General features: G+C 71.3%; 12 protein-coding genes. All 12 read right to left on the bottom strand.

What is annotated here, in order from left to right; all coding sequences use genetic code 11:
* Positions 1-61: 61 nt before the first annotated feature.
* The 12 genes from FED44_RS31630 to FED44_RS31580 all read right to left on the bottom strand — a co-directional run bounded on the left by FED44_RS31630 (position 62) and on the right by FED44_RS31580 (position 18,200).
* A complete protein-coding gene (locus tag FED44_RS31630) occupies positions 62-2,842 on the bottom strand; it encodes a helix-turn-helix transcriptional regulator (RefSeq protein ID WP_117409961.1) in 2,781 nt (926 codons plus the stop codon).
* Between the two features lie 408 nt (positions 2,843-3,250).
* Positions 3,251-4,990, bottom strand: coding sequence for a 2-isopropylmalate synthase (leuA, locus tag FED44_RS31625; RefSeq protein WP_117409930.1), 1,740 nt, complete (start codon positions 4,988-4,990; stop codon positions 3,251-3,253).
* A 37-nt stretch (positions 4,991-5,027) separates the two neighbouring features.
* Complete coding sequence (locus tag FED44_RS31620) at positions 5,028-5,366, bottom strand: hydroxyisourate hydrolase (protein ID WP_117409929.1); 339 nt, start codon at positions 5,364-5,366, stop codon at positions 5,028-5,030.
* Positions 5,367-5,759: 393 nt separating this feature from the next.
* On the bottom strand, positions 5,760-8,267 hold the full coding sequence (locus tag FED44_RS31615; protein WP_138462966.1) for an AfsR/SARP family transcriptional regulator: 2,508 nt from the start codon (positions 8,265-8,267) through the stop codon (positions 5,760-5,762).
* 160 nt (positions 8,268-8,427) lie between these two features.
* Complete coding sequence (locus FED44_RS31610) at positions 8,428-11,493, bottom strand: AfsR/SARP family transcriptional regulator (protein ID WP_117409960.1); 3,066 nt, start codon at positions 11,491-11,493, stop codon at positions 8,428-8,430.
* Positions 11,494-12,043: 550 nt separating this feature from the next.
* Positions 12,044-12,211: a hypothetical protein gene (locus FED44_RS36140; protein ID WP_165900889.1), complete on the bottom strand. Its 168-nt coding sequence runs from the start codon at positions 12,209-12,211 to the stop codon at positions 12,044-12,046.
* Positions 12,212-12,304: 93 nt separating this feature from the next.
* Positions 12,305-13,078 (bottom strand): ABC transporter ATP-binding protein, encoded by a 774-nt coding sequence (locus FED44_RS31605; RefSeq protein WP_117409927.1) that lies wholly within the window; start codon positions 13,076-13,078, stop codon positions 12,305-12,307.
* A complete protein-coding gene (locus FED44_RS31600; RefSeq protein ID WP_138462965.1) occupies positions 13,075-13,872 on the bottom strand; it encodes an ABC transporter ATP-binding protein in 798 nt (265 codons plus the stop codon). The genes FED44_RS31605 and FED44_RS31600 overlap by 4 nt, the downstream gene beginning before the upstream one ends.
* Positions 13,869-14,678, bottom strand: coding sequence for an ABC transporter permease (locus FED44_RS31595; RefSeq protein ID WP_220502369.1), 810 nt, complete (start codon positions 14,676-14,678; stop codon positions 13,869-13,871). Before FED44_RS31595 ends, FED44_RS31600 begins: the two co-directional genes overlap by 4 nt.
* On the bottom strand, positions 14,675-15,640 hold the full coding sequence (locus tag FED44_RS31590) for an ABC transporter permease (RefSeq protein ID WP_117409925.1): 966 nt from the start codon (positions 15,638-15,640) through the stop codon (positions 14,675-14,677). Before FED44_RS31590 ends, FED44_RS31595 begins: the two co-directional genes overlap by 4 nt.
* Positions 15,641-15,643: 3 nt before the next feature.
* Complete coding sequence (locus FED44_RS31585; protein ID WP_138462964.1) at positions 15,644-17,104, bottom strand: ABC transporter substrate-binding protein; 1,461 nt, start codon at positions 17,102-17,104, stop codon at positions 15,644-15,646.
* A gap of 304 nt (positions 17,105-17,408) precedes the next feature.
* Positions 17,409-18,200: a thioesterase II family protein gene (locus tag FED44_RS31580; RefSeq protein ID WP_138462963.1), complete on the bottom strand. Its 792-nt coding sequence runs from the start codon at positions 18,198-18,200 to the stop codon at positions 17,409-17,411.
* Positions 18,201-18,212: the final 12 nt, after the last annotated feature.

The following is an 18,212-nucleotide window of genomic DNA, read 5'->3' as shown; positions in this document are numbered from 1 at the left end:
GTGTTCCGGTCCGGCGGTGGCCGGCCCCCTACGGGCCGGCCACCGGGGGACCACGATCGACTCAGCCGACGGCGGCCCCGCCGAACTCGAGGACCGCGGGCAGGTCGGCCCGGCTGCTGATGTCGAGCTTGCGGTAGATCCGGGTGAGGTGCTGCTCCACCGTGCTCACCGTGAGGTAGAGCTCACCGGCGATCTCCCGGTTGGTGTGCCCGGCGGCGGCCAGCACCGCGACCCGGCGCTCGGCCTCGCTCAGCAGCGCCGCGCTGCCCCCGCTCAGAGCCGGGGAGGCCTGCTTGCCGGTCTCGGCCGCCGCCTGCGCGCCGCCGATCTCGGCTCCGCACTCCTTCATCAGGGCCCGCGCCCGAATCATGATCATGCCGACTCTCCGGTGCTCGCCCAGGCCGCGATAGGCCTCCGCCAGGTCGAAGAGCGAGCGGGCCTGCTCGTAGCGGTCACCGCCGTTCTGCAGCATGTCGGCGGACTTGCGCAGGAGCATCGGCCGGTGCCGCAGCTCGCTGGTGGCCGCCAGCAGGCGGATCGTCATGCCGAGCTCCCGCGGCGTGCGGGAGTTGCAGCGGGACAACTGGTCCTCGATCAGCCGGGAGGCCTGCTCGGACCGGCCCATCTGCAGGCAGGCCTCAGCGGCGCCGGCCCGCCACGGCAGCAGGCCCGGCACGTCCAGGCCCCACCTGCCGGTCAGCTCGCCGCAGAGCTGGAAGTCCCGCAGGGCCAGCGCCGCCTGCCCGACCGCCAGGCTGTAGCGGCCCCTGGCGTACAGGTAGTGCAGGCCGTACCGGCTCTCGAACATAGCGTCCAGCACGGGCCGGTCGAGGATGTCGTGCACGTCGTCGAACCGGCCCATCGCGGTCAGCGCGATCACCAGGCTGCCGAGCGGGCTGCCCACCGTGACACCCCAGCTCGTGATGGGCATGATCTCCAACGCGGCCCGCGCGTACTGCTCGGCGCTGACCATGTCGCCCTGCCGTACGGCCATCTCGGCGCGGATGGCCGAGAGCCTGGCCTGGCGGCTCGGGGCGCGCCGGGAGGACGCCTCGACGCTGAACAGGTCGCACAGCGGCGCGGCCTTCTCCGCCTGCCCGCCGTAGGTGAGCGCGAGCAGCGCGCACTCCACGGTGTCCATCGACATCTCGTCCAGGCGCGCGAGCCGCAGGATGCGCTCGACGGCGATCAGGGCGCCCTCGTGCGGGCCGTTGACGAGCACCTGCGCGAGCGCGGTCGCCGTCTCCAGACGGCGCCCCGCGGCCACCGACACCAGGGCGGTTCCGGTGTCCGCGCGCGGCTCGCCGAGCTTGGACGCGAAGGCGGGATGGGTGGCGCGCAGCCACGGGCGCGCGATGTTGAGCTCCATCACCGTCTCGGGGTCGCTCTCGTAGCCGGCCGTGGTCAGATGCTCGATCACGTCCTGCGCGTCGTCGTACCGGCCGTGCCAAAGCAGCGCGCGGGCCAGGACCACGCCGTCGCTGCCGCGCAGGTGACCGCGCTGCATCGCCTCGGTGAGGTCGGCCAGGTGCCGGTCGGGCGCCTCGGGGTTGATGCGCCACTCGGCACGCACCAGCATCGTGGCGATCTTGAGGCGGCGCCGCTCGTCGGTGCACGCCTGCCACGCGAGGCGCAGGTAGTCCACGCCACGCTCGGTGCGGCCCTCGCGCAGCGCGTCCCTGGCCGCGTCCTCCAGCACCGGCACCACCCAGGGCGCGTCGATCGGGCCGGCCTGGACGAGGTGATCGGCGATCACCGACGTGGCCGCGCCGTCCGCGTGCGCCAGTTCGGCCGCGCGGCGGTGCAGGTCCCGGCGCTCGTCGAGGCCCACCTCGGCCAGCACGGCCGTACGGGCCGACTCGTGCCGGAACCGGCCCACGCTGAGCACGCCGCCGGCCGTCAGGGCGTTCATGGCCCTGCTGATCTGGGTGTGCCCCAGGCCGAGCAGCCGGTCGAGCGAGTCGGTGTCGCCGAGCACCGCCAGGCACCGGGCGATCCTGAGCAGTTCGGGCTCTCCCCGGTGCAGGCAGGTCAGCACGGCCTGGCCGTACCGCTCGCCGACCACCGGCTCGTCGGTCACCGGCTCGCCGTCCCTCTCCCGCGGCCCGCCGAGGTAGTCCTCGATGAGGGCGGCGGCCAGCAGCGGGTTGCCGGCGCTGAACGCGTACCAGTCCTCCGCGAAGCGGACCGCGACGTCGTCGCCCGCCCGCTCGCGCACGAGCGTGTGCACCCCCTGCCGGGACAGCGGGTTGAGCTGCACGACCCCGCAGTACGGCTGGCGCAGCAGGTCGGTCCAGAAGAAGGTGTCGGTGCTGCGCACGTAGTCGGAGTAACTGAAGATCACCATGATCCGGGCGAAGCGTACGCGCCGGGCGAGGTACGCCAGGCACAGCAACGACGGACGGTCGGCGTAGTGCACGTCGTCGACCACGATCACCAGGGGATAACGCTCCGACAGCTCCAGCAGCACAGTGCACAGAGCGTGCGCGATCTGGGCGTCCACCTGGTCCAGGGTCTCGGAGGCGAGCCCGGAGCTCATCGCGGTCTGCTTGCCCTCCTCAAGCAGCGCGAGCGCGCGCACGCGCTCCTCCTCCACCAGCGGCGCCTCTTCGATGAGCTGGCCGAGCACGCCGAGCGGCAGGTCCTGCTCCATGCGGGACGCGGTCGCGGCGACGGGCAGGGCGCCCAGCTCCACGGCCTGCTCGGCGAACGCGTCGAGCAGTGCGCTCTTCCCGGTGGCGACGGTGCCGCTGAGCATCGCGACCTTGCCCTTGCCCGTCAGCGCGGCCGCCAGCATCTCCTGTAACGAGGTCAGTGCCTCGTCTCTCTCAATCAAGTTCATCATCAAGCGGGCCCCCTCCAGCTGAGCTTCCGTCCTTACGAATGGACGCTTGCCTGCTTGTTGGAGACGATGGTCTCGCCGGCCACTTTTGGATCGCTATCGCGCGCTTATCCCGCACTCCCGCGCCCCCGCCATGACCTCGTGAGCTGGGAATTCACGGCGATTTCACGCGCCAGGGACGGGACCCGCCGGGACGCGCGACACCCGCCGCCCCGCCCGTGACAGGGCGGAGGCGGCGGGCGCGTCAGAACTTCAGCGGGCGGCCGGAGGGAGTACGCAGGTCGGGCGCTTCGTCCTTGGCCGCAGGGCGCCCCGAGGGCCGGCTCTTCTTCAGCTGCTTTCGCGTCATCGCGTCGTGCCCTTCCGTACGGGGCCCGTGGACGAGGGCCGGAGGTCGGTCGTGCGCGGTCACGCGGTGGTGGCCAGCCGCCGCCTGCGCGGGCGCCCGTGAGCCTCGCCCAGTTCGCGGTGGTTCCTGCCGGAGGGCTCGACGAGCCGGGCGGCCCGGTGGACGACGGCCTGCACCGCGCGGAGCGCGGCGGTCTCGGCGTCCCGCTCGATCCCCACGCCCCAGTGCGTACGGTTCCCCAGGCGGCACTCGGCGTAGACCGCGACCCCCGCCGCGACGTCCTGTTCCCCCTGGCCGACACCGGTCCGGTGGACGGCGCGGACCTCGATCCCCCACTCGGCGAGGCTCACCCGGAGTGCCTGCAGCGCGTCGGCGCGCTCCGCGCCGACCTCGAACCCGCCGCCGTCCACGTGCAGTTCGACGGCGAGCGGCTCCGGTCCGAAGACGGGCGGCCCGGGCGGGCACGTGTACTCGCTCTCGAACAGCTCCCGCACCCCGCTGGGGGTGATCTCCATGCCTTCGCTGTCGGCCCGCCGCTGCACCACCCGGGCGAAGTCGATCTGCAGGTCGCGCGGCAGGTGCCTGCCGTACCAGGTGCTCATGATGTAGGCGACGCCGCCCTTGCCGGACTGGCTGTTGATCCGCACCACGGCCTCGTAGGTCCGGCCCACGTCCGCGGGATCGACGGGCAGGTACGGCATGTCCCAGGGCATCTCGTCCATCGGGGCGCCGACCGCAGCGGCCTCCCGCTCCAGCGCGTCGAAGCCCTTCTTGATGGCGTCCTGGTGGGAGCCGGAGAAGGAGGTGTAGACGAGGTCGCCCCCGTAGGGGTGGCGCGGGTGGACCGGAATGCCGTTGCACTCCTCCACGACGCGGCGGATCGCGTTGAGGTCGGAGAAGTCGATGCCCGGGTCGACGCCGTGGCTGAACAGGTTCATGCCGAGCGTGACCAGGTCCACGTTGCCCGCGCGCTCGCCGTTGCCGAACAGGCAGCCCTCGATGCGCTGCGCGCCGGCCATCATGGCCAGCTCCGCCGAGGCGACGCCGGTCCCCCGGTCGTTGTGCGGGTGGATGGACAGGCAGACGTGCTCCCGCCGGGACAGGTTGCGGTCGAGCCACTCGATCTGGTCGGCGAAGACGTTGGGCGTGCTCCGCTCGACGGTCGACGGGAAGTTCAGGATGATGTCCCGTCCGGGGCCGGGCTGCCAGACGTCCATGACCGCCTCGCAGACCTCGAGGGCGAAGTCCAGCTCGGTGTCGCTGAACAGCTCGGGAGAGTACTGGAAGCCCAGGTCACAGTCGCTCAGCGTCTTGTCCGCGTACTTCATCATCAGGCGCGTGCCCTGGACGGCCAGGTCCTTGCACTCGTCCCTGGTCATCCCGAACACCAGCCGCCGGAACAACGGCGACGTCGCGTTGTACAGGTGGATGGTGGCGCGGGGAGCGCCTTCGAGGCTCTCCACGGTCCGCCGGATCAACTCGTCACGTGCCTGCACCAGGACGGAGACGCGGACGTCGTCGGGGATCAGGTCGCGCTCGATGAGCTCGCGCAGGAAGGCGTGGTCGTCCTCGCTCGCCACGGGAAAGCCGACCTCGATCTCCTTGTAGCCCATCCGGACCAGCAGATCGAACATGGCCATCTTGCGCGCCGGGCTCATCGGACTGGCCAGCGACTGGTTGCCGTCGCGAAGGTCGGTGGAAAGCCAGCGAGGCGCCCGCGTGATGACGTTGTCAGGCCAGCGGCGGCCGGGCAGCCGGACGGGTTCGGGTGCGCGGTAGCGCCGCAGCGCCTTGGTCATCCTCGTCAACGGAAGATCCCTTCTCTCTGGCTCAGGGTTAACCGTTCGAACCGAAATACGTCGAATAGGAATAAGGCGACAGCGTCACCTGGATCTGGAAAGAGGAAACGTCGCCGATGATGCGGAACATCACGGCGATCTCCGGATAGGCGGCGGTCATTCCGAGATTGACGAAGTAGTGGTCGCTGTCGAATATCATGCGGTAGAGCCCGCGCTCCAACTGGGCGGTGTCCCATCCCTTCACGACGCCCGCCCCGTCGGTCTCGGCGGTGGTCACATGCCACCAGATGCCGTCGACCTCGCGCTCCAGGCGCAAACGAACGCCGGCCGCACCGCGGCCGAAAACGCTGTCCAACGCCTGCGCCGTAATGTTCATCTCTCCGCACACCTGTCTATCGGACCCTCGGGGACCGATCTCGAGTCTCCAGTGACGTGTTCCGGGTCGCTTCCGCACAGCCTCGCAGCGCCGGCTATCGGTTCACCTTCGCCGCTCTATCGGGGATGCGGGGCCGCGAACGGGCGCCGGACATCTGGGCCGAGGCCACCCGGACAAGGGTGCCTAGGGGTGTGAACGCGTCTGCCGATCCTCTTATAGTGATATCAGCGAAAGCGCAATTTTGAACGATTTGTGAGCCTCATGAGAGGTGACGCCACTGAGTGCGCGGTAGCCGGCAGAAGCCGTGATTCCAGCGATGAGAGACGAACGAGTCGCACGTACGAAAATGGAGCCGTCGGGAATCGACCCGACGGCTCCATTCGTTTGCCCGGATCACTTGCGGGCGGGGGTTTCCACGTTCCGCGGAGAGGGCCCGGAGGCCGGACGGCCACGGGCCGGCCGGGCGGAACGCCGGCCGGGTGCCTGTGTCTTCTCCTCATCAAGACGGCTCGCCACCACGCGGCGGGCGCCGGCCTCGTCGAAACGGCCCGACTCGCGTTCCAGCAGACCGATGCGGCGGATGGTGAGGGCCACGCCGTGGTCGTCGCCGGTCTGCCGGAACAGCTCCAGCGCCGTGTCGAGGCTGCCGCGGGCGTCGGCGTAGCGCTGCTCGGCGGCCGACAGCAGGCCCGTGGAGTAGTGCATGGCCGCCTGTCCCCTGCGGTCTCCGGCCTGGCGGGCGGCCGCCATCGCCACGTTGTTCGTGTCGCGCCAGTCGTCGAAGTAGACCCTGGACTCGAAGAAGGGCGCGGCGCAGATGGCCAGGTCCCAGGACAGCTCGGCGAGACCGGCCTGGGCCGCCTGGCGGATCCCGGACACCAGGGTCAGCCGTTCGCGCTCGTACCACGGGAGCGGCTGCTGGACGAGCCGGCGGACCAGCGTGTCGGGCAGCGGCCAGCGGGCGGCGCCGCTGTGGAGGCCCGCGTAGTCGTCGCCGTACTGCTCGCGGTGCGCGTCCCGGGCGAGGTGGAGCAGGCAGCTCAGCACCCTGGCCAGCGCGGCGCCGCGCTCGGCGGCCGGTTCCTCCGCGGCCAGGCGCTCCCTGGCGAAGACCCGGATGAGGTCGTGGAAACGGTACCGGCTGTGGGCGCCCCGCCCGGTCCCGGTGATCTCGACGAGCTGGGCGTCGGCCAGGTCGTCCATCAGGTCCTGAGTTTCGTGCAGCGGCCGGTCCAGCAACGCGGCGCTGACCCACGAGGGGAACGGCTGGAAGTCGAGGATGGCGAGCCGGCGGAACAGCCTGCGGGCCACCTCGCCGGTGCTCTCGTAGGCGATGGCGATGCTGGCCCTCATGCCCATCCCGCCGTGCCTGAGCTCGTCCAGCCGACGGGTCTCGTCCTGCAGCCGCCCCGCCAGCTGCTCGATGCTCCAGTGCGGATGGGCGGAAAGACGTGATCCGGCGATGCGCAACGCGAGCGGCAACTGGCCGCAGAGCTCGGCGAGGGCCTGTGCCGACGCCGGCTCCGACCGCACCCGGTCCTCTCCCGCGATGTGGGCCAGCAGCCGCATCGACTGGTCCGGGTCGAAGGTCTCCACCTCGACGTTACGCGCGCCGGGCAGGCCGGTCAGCCTGCTGCGGCTGGTGACGATGACCGAGCAGTCGGAGCTGCCCGGCAGCAACGGCACCACTTGGCTCTCGCCCGCCGCGTCGTCGAGCACCACCAGCGTCGTGCGGCCGGCCAGGAGGCCGCGGTACATCTCGGCCCGCTCGTCCAGCGTCTCCGGTACCGCGCCGCCCGGGACGCCGAGCGCCCGCAGGAACCGCCCCAGCACGTCGAACGGATGCACGGGGCGGGCCGTCCCGCCGTGGAGGGCGGCGAACAGCTGCCCGTCGGGGAACCGCTCCGCCACGGTGTGGGCGGTGTGGACGGCGAGGGTGCTCTTGCCGACGCCCGGCTTGCCGGTGATGACCGCGATCGGCACGGCGAACGGCGCCCGTTCCCCCGGGGACGGCGTGATGAGACGGCGTACGGCGTCGACCTCCGGGGCCCGGCCGGTGAAGTCGGCGATGCCGGCCGGCAGCATCCGCGGGGCGCCGGTACGAGGCGCCGTCACGGCGACGCCCGCCGCGGCCGCCGGGGCAGGCGCCGGCCGCCCCGTCTCGACGGAGACCCGGATCGCGTGTTCGAGCCGGCGCAGCCGCTCGTTCGGCTCGATCCCCAGCTCCTCGACGAGGATCCGCCTGCCCTCGCGGTAGACGTGCAGGGCCTCGGCCTCCCGTCCCGACTGGTAGAGAGCGGTCATCAGCTGACCGCGCAGTTGCTCGCGCAGCGGATACCGCTCCACCAGTTCCGTCAGCTCGGCTATCACCTCCCGGTGCCGCCCCAGGGAGAGCTCCAGCTCGATGCACTTCTCGTGGGCGGTGATCCGGTCCTCGGTGAGGCGGCGGGCGGCCGCCCGGATCAGCCTGCTGTCCATCCCCTCCAGCGCGTGGCCGCGCCACAGGGCGAGCGCCTCGCGGTAGTGCCCGACGGCGGCCTCGGCCGCGCCGGCCGCGCCGGACCGCCGGGCCAGCAGGATCAGGTTCTGGAAGCGGTCGCAGTCGAGTTCGTCGTCGTCCCCGACCTCGATCGCGTACCCCTGGGAGTGAGTGGAGATCAGGTTGGGCCGGCCGTACTGGGCGAAGACCCGGCGCAGGGCCGAGATGCAGATCTGCACCTGTGAGCGGCAGGTCGTGGGCGGGTTGTCGTCGTAGACCGCCTCGATGAGCCTGCCGATGGACGTGCCCCGGCTGTGGTCCAGCAGGAGCACGGCGAGAGCCGTCTGCTGTCTCGTGCTGCCCAGGTCCACGCGATGCGCGCCGTCCACGACTTCCAGAGGCCCGAGAATGCGAAACTTCACCGCGTGACTCCTTGCACTTATCGGACCCGTCCCCCGGGCCCACAAGGATGATCGGTTTCACACGTTGATGGGGATGGACGAAAAGATTACCGTTGCGGACCGATCCTATGACCCAACCGATGGGGATTCCAACAGGTTGGCAGTCCCGGCAGCGGCCGGGTTAGGACATGCCGGCCCGACGCGTGGGCGTCGCCAGCACGACCCGCAGCCGCTCGGCCACCTCCGGACCCAGCTTCGCCGCGATGGTCAGGATGCGCGCGACGGCCTCCGCGGCCGACGCGTCGTCGCCCCGCACCCGGTGCGCGTCCCGGAGCAGCTTGAGGACGTTGACCTCGTCCAGCGGCACACCCAGCGTGGCGAACAGGTCGAGTGCCTGCTCGGCGGCGGTCACCGCGCCGGCGGAGTCGCCCTCCGCCAGGGCGAGTTCGGCCAGCGCCGCCAGCACCCGGCCCCTGCTGAGCCGGTCGTCGGTGGTGGTGGCCAGCATCAGGGCGCGCCGCAGCGTGCCGCTCGCCTCGGCCCTTGCGCCGAGCCGCAGCTTCGCCAGGCCCGTGCAGATCAGGGCGTACGACTCGCCCATGGGGTCGCCGATCTTCTGGTAAACGGCGAGCGCCGCCTCCACGATCCTGAGCGCCTCCGCCGACCGGCCCAGCTCCAGGTAGGTGTAGCCCAGCCTGACCTGGATGTAGGCCTTCTGACGCCCGCTGACGCCGCCGGCCAGTTCCATCGCGTCCGACAGCAGGGCCTCGGCGCCCTCGGGGTCGGAGAACAACAGCCGGATCTGTGCGAGGTGGCAGAGCACGTTGCTCGTGTTGCTCGGCGTGCCGTGGCGCCGCGAGAGGTCGAGCGCCTGCCGGCACCGCTCCGCCGCGGCGTCCAGCTGTCCGGTGACCAGGTGGAGATAGCCGAGGTTGGCCAGCGCGGTGGCGAGGGAGCGCTGGTCGTCGAGCTCGGTGAACAGCTGGATCGCCGCCAGGTAGTCGCGGCGCGCGTCGTCGAACCTGCGCTCGTTGGAGGCCAGCGCGCCGTTGACGTACAGCATGGTGGCCTGCCCGGCCATGTCCCCCGCCTGCTGCACGGCGGCCATCGCGATCTGCTGCGCCTCGCGCCAGTCGTCGAGGTAGAACCGCGAGAGGAAGAAGGTGGCGGCGCCGAGCGCCAGCCCCCAGCAGACCTCCGTCAGCCCGGCCTGCGCCGCCTGCCTGATGCCCGAGACGAGGATGGACCGTTCTCGTTCGAACCAGGCCAGCGGGTGCTCCACCAGACGGTCGACCAGGACCTCGGGCAGGGACCACGCCGGGGGCGGGATCAGGAGGCGGTCCTCCAGCTCCTTCCGCCTGGCCGCGTCGACCAGGGTCAGCAGGCCGCCGAGCATCCGGCCCAGGGCCGCGCTGCGCTCGGCGATGGGTTCCTCGGCCGCCAGGCGCTCGCGGGCGAAGACCCTTATGAGGTCGTGGAAGCGGTAGTGGGCGTTGATGCCACGGCCGGTGCCGGTCGTCTCCAGCAACTGGGCGTCGGCGAGGTCGTCCAGCAGGTCCTGCGCCTCGGCGACGGGCCGGTCGAGCAGGGCCGCACCGAGCCAGGCGGTGATGATGTCGCAGTCCAGGATGGCCAGGCGCCGGAACAGCCGCCTCGCGTCGCCGCTCACGCTCTCGTACGTCAGGGAGATGCTCGCCCTGATCCCCATCTCGCCGTGCTTGAGCTCGTCCAGCCGCCGGGTCTCGTCCCCCAGCCGCTCCACGAGCTGCTCGATGCTCCAGTGGGGGCGGGCGGCCAGCCGGGCGCCCGCGATGCGCAGGGCCAGCGGCAGGTGGCCGCAGAGCTCGGCCAGGGCCACCGCGAAGTCGGGCTCGGACTGCACTCGCTCGGCCCCCGCGATACGGGAGAGCAGGTCCAGCGACTGCGCCGAGTCGAAGACGTCCACCTCGACGTGCACGGCGCCCGACAACCCGGCCAGGCGGCTCCTGCTGCTGAGGACGACCGCCGCGTTGGGGCTGCCGGGGAGCAGGGGCAGCACCTGGCCTTCGGTGCCGACGTCGTCCAGGACGATCAGGACCTTCTTGTCGGCGAGCAGCATGCGGTAGAGCTCGGCCCGCTCCTCCAGCCCCTCCGGGACGGCGGAGCCCGTCACGCCGAGCGCCCGCAGGAATCGTTCCAGCACCCTGATGGCGGCGACCGACCGGGAGGAGCCGCCGTGGAGCTTGGCGTAGAGCTGGCCGTCCGGATAGTGCTCGACGACCCGGTGCGCCACGTGCACCGCCATCGTGCTCTTGCCGATGCCGGGCTTGCCGGCCAGCGCGACGATGGGCACGGCGTATCTGCCGGGACCGCCGCCGGAGCCCACCAGCCGCTCCAGGATCTCGTCCACGAGCTTGGACCGGCCGCTGAAGTCGGCGATGTCGGTCGGCAGCAGCCGGGGCACGGCGACCGGCGGAGAGGGCGGCGCAGGCGTGCTCACCCGCACGGCGGTCGCCGGCAGGTTCAGCCCGGGGTCCGAGGTGAGGATCGCGTGCTGGAGTCGCTGGAGCCGCTCGTGCGGCTCGATCCCCAACTCGTCGATCATGACGCGTCGCGCCTGGTTGTAAGCCTGCAGGGCCTCGGCCTGACGGCCGGAACGGTAGAGGGCCAGCATGAGCTGCCCCCGCAGCCGTTCGCGGAGCGGATACTGTGCCACCAGCGCGGTCAGCTCGCCCACCAGCTCGTGGTGGCGGCCGAGGTCGAACTCCAGGTCGACGCAGTCCTCGTTGGCCGCGATCCGGTCCTCGTCCAGGCGCATCGCGGCCGCTTGGACCACCCGGCTCTCGATGCCCTCCAGGGCCGGGCCCCGCCACAGGGCGAGTGCGTCGCGGTACCGGGCCACCGCCTCCTCGGCGCGGTTCGCCGTCCGGGCCTGCTTGGCCTGGCGCAGGAGGTGTTCGAATCGGCCCAGGTCGAACCCCTCGTCGGTGATGCGCACCGAATAGCCGTTCGACTGCGTGACGATGATGTCGGGCCTGCCGCAGCTGCCGAACAGGCGCCGCAGGGCCGAGACGCAGATCTGGATCTGGGCTTTGGCGGTCGGCGGAGGGGCGTCGTCGTAGATGGTCTCCGTGAGGCGGGAGACGGTGACCGTCCGGCCCGCCTCCAGGAGCAACGCGGCGAGGACGGTCTGTTGTCTGGCTCCCCCGAGCTCCAGCCTTCGGTCGGTGAGAACGACCTCAAGTGGGCCCAGGATCCGGAAGTCCACCCACATCTCCTGTTGGGCTGGCGTAGCTCCCCCATGCCGAAGGACCTGACGGAGAGATTAATCCATCCCAATCGTGTGTGCTACGTCCGAACCCCGACAGCTGAGCCGTTCTCGACGACTTTCAGTCACTGTGATGCCAGGTGTCCCGTAAAGTCTCTTTCCGAATGAAAGCGGGTAATACAAACGTATAAGACATATGACGGCCTGACGGCCCCCGCACCCTCGGCGTGCGACACGAGACCATGCTGTTCGTGCCCCCCTTGCCACACGCCGAGCGCCGTCGTCGTGACACCCGGCGAGGCCGCCCCCCTCGGCTGCTTCGACCAGGCACCACCCGTCATGGGCTGATTTCTCAGAGTGCGCGTACGTTTCGCCGACGATCCGTCCAGAGCGGCACACCGCGTCGGCTTCGACTTCCCCCAGATCGGGAAAGCCCCCCTACCCCCACCGATCCCGCTCCATTGTGAGCGTGACCGGGCACAGTCAGAATCACAGGATTCGATTTCCAGCCGGCAACAAGAATTCACTCACTCTTAACGGGGCGCCCCAATCACGGAAAACCGCAGCAGAGCTTGGTGGCGGGCACCTCGTAGACCGGCTTGACGTCAACGACGGCACCGGCGGCGGCGCCTCCGCTGAGCGGGAAGGCGACGAACGCGAACGTGACGACCATGGCACCGACGATCCGGCCGAGACGCGACAGCAGGTGGTTCTTCATCTCTTACCTCACATTGTGGCTGGGAACTCTGTCCGACGCCTTAAAGGTAGGAAAGGCCGCCATCCTTCCGTTATTGAATCGGCTTTTTACAGGTCAGGGCGGGTTTAGAGCTCGCGGGAGCCGCGGCGCCGCGGCCACGAGGCGCCGTGTGCAGGGATGACGCGGCGATCCGAGCACCTCGGCGGTGGCCCCGCGCTCGACCACCCGGCCCCGGTCGAGGACCACGGTCTCCTCGCACAGCGCGGCGACGACGGCCAGGTCGTGGGAGACGAGCACCACGGTCAGCCGCCTGCTTTCCCGCAGTTCGGCGAGCAGATCGAGGAGCCGCACCCGGGTGGCGGTGTCCAGGGCGCTGACCGGCTCGTCGGCCAGCAGCACCCGGGGGGAGGCCGCTATCGCCCGCGCTATCGCTATCCGCTGCCGCTGCCCGCCGGAGAACTCGTGGGGATAGCGACGGGCGGCGTCCGCGGGCAGCCCCACCGAGCGCAGCGCCTCCTCGACCATGGCCGTCGCCGCCGCACCGCGGGCAACGCCGAGCGAGCGCAGGGGCTCTCCGACGATCCGGTCCACACGCAGCCGCGGGTCCAGCGAGGAGTACGGGTCCTGGAAGACGGGCTGCACCGCGTGCCGGAGTGCCCGCATCCGTCCGCGCAACGGCAGGCCGTCGAGGAGCACCTGCCCGGTGCGGGGCCGCAGCAGCCCCAGCATGAGGCGGACCAGCGTGGTCTTGCCTGCTCCCGACTCCCCCACCAGGGCCAGCCCGCGGCCCGCGGTGACCTCGAAGGAGACGTCGCTGAGCACGGCGGGACCGCGCCGGTAGGCGAAGCCCAGGTCGCGTACGCCGAGAACAGGAGGAGGCGACGTCACGGCAGCATCCGCTCCAGCGCTCCGTGCAGCCGCCGGGCGGCCGACACGAGGTCCCGGGTGTGCGGGTGCGACGGCGCCCGCAGCACGTCCCCGACCTCGCCCTCCTCCACCGCCCTGCCCCGCTCCAGCACCAGGATCCGGCGGCTGACCCGGGCCACCACGGCCAGGTCGTGGCCGACGAACAGCAGCCCCATGCCGCGAGCCGCCACCAGCCGCTCCAGCAGCGCGAGCATCTCCGCCTGGACCGTGCCGTCCAGAGCGGCCGTGGGCTCGTCGGCGATCAGGAACGACGGTTCGCAGGCCAGTGCCATGGCCATCGCCACCCGCTGGCGCTGGCCGCCGGAGATCTCGTGGGGATAGGACCGGGCGATGCGTTCCGGGTCGCCCAGCCGCACCTCCGTCAGCGCCTCCAGGGCCGCGCGCCGCGCGGCGGCCCCGCGCAGGCCCCGGTGGCGTCGCAGCGGCTCGGCGACCTGCGCGCCGACGCGCATCAGGGGGTCAAGGGCGGCGAGCGGGTCCTGGAAGACGATGGCGACGCGGCGGCCCCTGACCGTGTTCAGCACCCGCTCGGGCGCGCCGAGGATGGGCTCGCCGTCCAGGAGGACCCGGCCCGAGGCGGTCATGCCGGCCGGCAACAGGCCGACGATCGCCAGCACGGTCAGGGACTTGCCGGCGCCGGACTCCCCGATCAGCCCGAGCCGGTCCCCCCTGGCCAGCCGGAAGGACAGGTCGCGCAGCAGTTCGCGGCCGTCCGCCGTGCGCACCGTCAGGTTCCCGGCTTCGAGCAGGCTCACCAGCGCCCCCGCAGGAGCGGGTCGGCGACCTCGCGGACGCCGTCGGCCAGCAGGTTGACGCCGATCACCAGGAGGACGAGCAGCAGTCCCGGGGCGACGATGTCACCGGGCGCGACCAGGACCGTGGCCTGGGCCTCCCGCAGCATATGTCCCCAGGAGGCGTTCGGCGGCGGCGGGCCGAGGCCCAGATAGGACAGGCCGGCCTCGGCCAGGACGGCCCGGCCGAGCTGGAGGGCGAGGTTCACGGCGAGCGCGGGCCAGATGTTGGGCAGCACGTGCCCGGCGACGATCCCCGGCCAGGACGTGCCGGAGGTGCGGGCCGCCGTCACGTAGTCCTGCGCCAGCACCCGCTTCACCTGCTGCCTGGCCGGCCTGGCCACCACGGCGGTCATCGCCAGCCCGATGGCGGTCACGGCGGACAGCAGCGATCCCCGCCTGGCCGCGATCACCAGCATGGCCAGCAGCAGCGTCGGGAAGGCGATCAGGAGGTCCAGCACCACCGCCATCATGTCGTCCAGCCACCGCACGGCGAAGCCGGCCGCGATCCCGGCCAGCAGGCCGAGCGCCCCGCCGAGGGCCACCGCCCCGGCCCCGATCGACAGCGCCACCCGGGCGCCGATCATGAGCTGGGTCAGCAGGTCCCGCCCCAGCCGGTCGGTGCCCAGCCAGTGCTCCGGGCCCGGCGGCTCAAGCCTGCCGCCCGACGTGTCGGCCGGGTCGTACGGCGTCCACAGCGCCGAGACCATCGCGATCGCGACCACCCCGCCCAGCAGGACGCAGCCCGCGACCAGCGCCCGCGACCTCACGCGGACGTTCCCGTCGCGGTACGGCGCAGCCGCGGGTCGATGAGGCGCTGGGCCGTGTCGGCCACGAAGCCGATCGTGAGCACGGCGGCCGTGCTCAGCGTCAGGACGCCCTGGATGACGGGATAGTCGTGCTGGGCGAACGCCCGCACCAGCATGCTGCCGAGTCCCGGCAGCGCGAAGACGTTCTCCACGACGACCGCCCCCAGGAACGTACTGGCCAGTTCGATGGCGAGGATCGGCACCACGGGCGCGGCGGCGTTGCGCAGCCCGTGCCGCAGGAGCGCGGCACGGAGCGGGGCGCCGAGCGCCCTGGCGGTCCGCAGGTAGTCGCTGTCGAGCACGTCCAGCGCGGCGGAGTGGACGTAGCGTGTCAGCGAGGCCGACATGACCAGCGCGATGGTGACCACGGGCAGCAGGAGCGAGGTGAGCGCGGCGGCCGGGGCCGCCCAGTCCTCGGCCGGGAAACCGCCGGCCGGCAGCCACCGCAGCCGCAGCGCGAACACGGTGACGAGCAGCATGCCCACCCAGAAGACCGGCACGGCGAGACCCAGTTGACTCACCCCCGCCAGCAGTGTGCCGTACCAGGTGCCCCTGCGCAGCGCGACGAGGAATCCCGTGGGCACCGCGATCAGCACGGCCAGCAGGAAGGCCAGCACTGTGAGAGGCACGGTGACGTGCAGCCGCCCGGCGATCTCGGACGCCACGGGCAGGGAGCTGACCAGCGACCGGCCGAGGTCCAGCCGCGCCAGGTCCCGGAGCCACCCCCCGAACTGCTGGGCCGGCGGCAGGTCGGTGCCGAGCTCGTGCCGGGCGGCGGCGGCCTGTGCCGGGGTGGCGCCCATGTCGAGCAGCGCGTTGGCCGGGTCGCCGGGAAGCACCCGGAGCAGCACGAACAGCGCCACGCTGGAGACGGCCAGGGACAGTGCCAGCAGGATCGCCCTGCGGACGAGATACGCGGCCATCGGTCAGCGCTTGTCGATCCCGTAGACGGGGAACTGCGCCTGGACCGCGTTGGCGGCGTATCCGGTCACGCGGGCGGACGCGACGACGATCTGCGGATTGAGGTAGAGCCAGTCGCTGGCGGCGTCCTCGACGATCTCGTGGTTGGCCCGCCGGAGCAGTTCGGTCTGCTCCCGCGTGGTCTTCGCGGACTCCGACCTCCTGATCAGGTCGGAGACCTCGGGGTTGTCGTAACCCCAGTAGAAGCCGGGGTCGCCGTAGTAGCGGATGTCGCGGTCGTTGACGTGTTCCTGGAGGGTCGCGGCGAAGTCGTGGTGCTGGAAGATGCGGGAGTACCACTCGTCCGCGCTGATGATGTTGATCGTCACCGTGATGCCGACCTTGGCCAGTTCCGACTTCACGAACTCGGCGATGGTCGGGTGCGGGTCGTACTGCGGGGTGTCGAGCGTCATCGGGAAGCCGCCGGGATAGCCCGCCTCGGCGAGCATCCGCTTCGCCGCCTCCACGTCGTAGGCGTTCTTCCCGCTCAGGTCCTCGTACCAGGGATCGGCGGGCGGCACCATCGAGCCGATCACCATGCCGCGGTCGCCCCAGATCGACCGCAGCAGTTTCGCGTCGTCGATCGCGGCGCTGACGGCCCTGCGGACCAGCGGCTTGTCGAAGGGCGCGCGCCGGCAGTTGAAGGCGAGCAGGAGCTTGGTGGTGGACGTGCCCTCGGTGATCCGGAACGCCGAGGTGTCGGAGAACGGCGCCAGCGCGTCCGGGCTCTGCACGCTGGTGACGACGTCGACCGCGCCGGACAGCAGCGCGTTGTTGAGCGCCGCCGCCTCGGTGTAGTAGCGGAACGTCACCTGCCCGCATTTGGGCGACGCCCCCCAGTAGCCGCCGAATCGCTCCATGGTCAGCGTCGCGCCGCGCTTCCAGGACGCGAGGCGGTAGGGACCGGTGCCGTCCTCCGCGGTCTTCGGATCGGCCAGCGTGTGGTTGACGATCCACACCTGGCTGAGGTTGTAGATGAGCGAGATCGACCTGCTGGAGAGCCGGACCACGACGGTGTGGTCGTCCGGCGCGTCGACGCTCTTGATCATGTCGAGGGAGTTCTTGCGCGAGGACGTGGACGTCCCGGCGAGGATGCGCCGCAGGCTGTGCCGGACGTCGGCGGAGGTCATCGGGGTTCCGGAGTGGAAGCGGACGCCCTGACGCAGCGCGAAGGTGTAGGTGAGGCCGTCCGGGCTGACGGTGTATTCGGAGGCCAGCGACTTCTCGACGGCGCCCGCCTCGGTGAGGCGGAAAAGCGCCTCGTAGACGTTGCCGGCCAGCGCCTCCGCCGCGCCCTGTCCCCCGCCGCCGGCGTTGTCCAGGTTCTGCGGTTCGTAGAGGGACCCGACGGACAGGGCGCAGGAAGCGGACGCGCCGCCGCTGGGAGATGAAACGCAGGCCGCGACCGAGAGCATGACGACGGACATGGCGACGGTAAGGCGCCTTATCTGAAATTTCAACTTTCCCCCCATTGCATACCCCGGGTCATTCTTGCGCCTTGTCGCCCCGTCTGACCATAGGACAGCCTGCGAAAATCCCCGTGGAGTCAAGAGGCGCGCGTGGAGGAAAGTGTCAAGTGGTACAAGCCGCCGAACCACCCGGCGGGCCATCAGTTAGCGTTTTCCGCAATTCGGCAGGTAAAGGTGGGCATTCACCTGGCCCGCCCGGCCCCGGCCGGGCGGCGCGGTGTGGTACGGCGCGGTGTGGTACGGCGCGGTGAACGGCGCCCGGTCACCCCCGCAGCGCGATGGCCTGGCCGGGCAGAGCCGGCGTGCGACCGGCGGCGACCTCTCGGATCACTCGCATGACGTCGGCGGCGTGGTCGTTGATGAAGAAGTGCCCGCCCCGGTAGACGCCGAGGTCGAACCGGCCGGTGGTGTGCTCGCTCCAGACGCGCGCCTCCTCGACCGTGACCTGGGCGTCCTCGTCCCCGATCAGCGCCACCACCGGGCAGTCGAGCCGGGGCCCCGGCCGGTAGCGATAGGTCTCCGCCGCCCGGTAGTCGTTGCGCAGCGCCGGGAGGATCATCTCCACCACCTGCGGGTCCTGGAAGAGCCGCGGGTCGGTGCCCGAAAGCCGGTCGAGGTCGCGGATGAAGTCGTCGTCGCTCAGCAGGTGCACCCGCTCGTCGCGGAAGGTCGAAGGCGCCCGGCGCCCCGACACCACCAGTGCGCGGGGGGCCGCTCCCTCCTGCGTCAGCCGCACGCCGACCTCGAAGGCCAGCGTCGCGCCCATGCTGTGGCCGTACAGGTAGACGGGCGGGCCGTCGCACCAGGGCCTCACCACGGGAGCCAGCACGTCGGCCAGCACGTGCAGGTCGTCGATCAGCGGCTCGGTTCGCCGGTCCTGCCGGCCGGGATACTGGATGGCCAGCACCTCGATGCCCGGCGAGAGCGTCCTGGACACCGGGAAGAAGTACGTCGAGGCCCCGCCCGCGTGCGGGAAGCAGATCAGGCGGGCGGCGGCGCGCGGCGCCGGGTGGAACCTCCGGACCCAGCCGTCGCTTCCGTTCAGTTCTGACATCTCACTCAGCTC

Source organism: Microbispora triticiradicis (assembly GCF_005864065.1).
In the GTDB taxonomy this organism is placed as follows: domain Bacteria; phylum Actinomycetota; class Actinomycetes; order Streptosporangiales; family Streptosporangiaceae; genus Microbispora; species Microbispora triticiradicis.
This window is presented reverse-complemented; position numbering and strand designations above follow the sequence as displayed.

Coding starts and splice junctions, on each gene's coding strand:
- FED44_RS31630 (WP_117409961.1), bottom strand. CDS start 2,842: ATGAACTTGATTGAGAGAGACGAGGCACTGACCTCGTTACAGGAGATG.
- FED44_RS36140 (WP_165900889.1), bottom strand. CDS start 12,211: ATGAAGAACCACCTGCTGTCGCGTCTCGGCCGGATCGTCGGTGCCATG.
- FED44_RS31590 (WP_117409925.1), bottom strand. CDS start 15,640: ATGGCCGCGTATCTCGTCCGCAGGGCGATCCTGCTGGCACTGTCCCTG.
- FED44_RS31620 (WP_117409929.1), bottom strand. CDS start 5,366: ATGAACATTACGGCGCAGGCGTTGGACAGCGTTTTCGGCCGCGGTGCG.
- FED44_RS31585 (WP_138462964.1), bottom strand. CDS start 17,104: ATGTCCGTCGTCATGCTCTCGGTCGCGGCCTGCGTTTCATCTCCCAGC.
- leuA (WP_117409930.1), bottom strand. CDS start 4,990: ATGACCAAGGCGCTGCGGCGCTACCGCGCACCCGAACCCGTCCGGCTG.
- FED44_RS31580 (WP_138462963.1), bottom strand. CDS start 18,200: ATGTCAGAACTGAACGGAAGCGACGGCTGGGTCCGGAGGTTCCACCCG.